The sequence below is a fragment of the Moorena sp. SIO3I8 genome (assembly GCF_010692325.1).
GTDB lineage: Bacteria > Cyanobacteriota > Cyanobacteriia > Cyanobacteriales > Coleofasciculaceae > Moorena.
The window spans coordinates 1-1111 of sequence record NZ_JAAHHW010000468.1 but is presented as its reverse complement, the minus strand read 5'-3'; the positions used below and the strand labels follow the sequence as shown (position 1 = coordinate 1111).

Annotated in this window: 1 protein-coding gene; it reads right to left on the bottom strand. The window is 41.1% G+C overall.

The window, feature by feature from the left end; translation table 11 throughout:
• Positions 1 to 114: 114 nt before the first annotated feature.
• Positions 115 to 1111, bottom strand: a 997-nt coding sequence (locus F6K51_RS37945) for a group II intron maturase-specific domain-containing protein (protein ID WP_293031505.1), incomplete at its 5' end; no start/stop codon positions are given.

Here is a 1111-nt window from a genome sequence, read left to right as displayed (position 1 = left end):
TCTTCCCGTGGATTTTTATTTATCGGGTAAGTCAGCGGGATTACTCCCGCTTCGTCCCCAAAGCACCGTGCGAACAAGTTTCCAAGTACACGGCGCAACCAATTCCAAAAGAACTCACTTATCATTGCCACTTCTTTTTCTAGATTTCCGGGTTTGTACCTTTTGGTTTTTGTTCCGGCTCTTGGAGGGTTTATTTATCCCAACTCTCAGCATTTCCTGTATGTTGAGATTAGTGGCACCCAAGGCATGTATGGATTGGTGACAGTCGCTGTGTAGGTAAACTAAATTTTCTGATTTATCTAGTCCACCAAAATGTTTGGGTATAATGTGATGTAAATGCAATTCATCACTAACCCCAAGGGTTTGATTGCACACAGGACAGAGATAGTTCTGTCTGTTTGCTATTTTATCCCTCCCGGTAGAGAACCTACTTCTAGCTGTTTTTTCCCTTTGTTCGCTTTTTCGTTTTTCCCAGTACTCGATTAGGTTCGGGTCGTCTGGGCTATTTTTATATTGAACTAAGGTGTGTCGCTTAATAGGTATCCATGCCAGTTTTTGTACGTATACATCTTTAAGGGATTTGTCTCCGAACACCCATTTGTCATTTCTTCCTGGACATAATTTCCCAAAGTACTTGTTATTAACCCAGTTTAAAGACTTTTTCGGGTGTCTCCGTTTCCCCCATCTGTTTAACTTCCAGTGTATATAGCTATCAACTTTTGTGAAGGTTTTTTTGGCAACTACTCCATCATGATAATTGCCCCATCCTTGAATTTTCGGATTGAGTTCTTTAATGACTTGTAATTGAGTTGCCCCTTTCAGTTTCTTGAAGGTTTCCTTCAGGGATTTTTTGAACTTGTTGATGTTTTTACTGGATGGCTTGATGAGGGTAACCAATTCCGACTTTCGTGCAGTGGTTCGATACTTGCGGAAATTCCATCCTAGGAAGTCAAATCCTTCAGTGAGGTGTCTAGTGTTGGTTTTTTCCTCCGATAGGCTCAGTCCTTTTTTGGCTAACCATTCTTGTAAGATTACCTTAGCGTTTGCTGCATCTTCTTCGGTTTCTGTTAAAACCACAAAGTCATCAGCAAAGCGGACGAATGTCCTATTG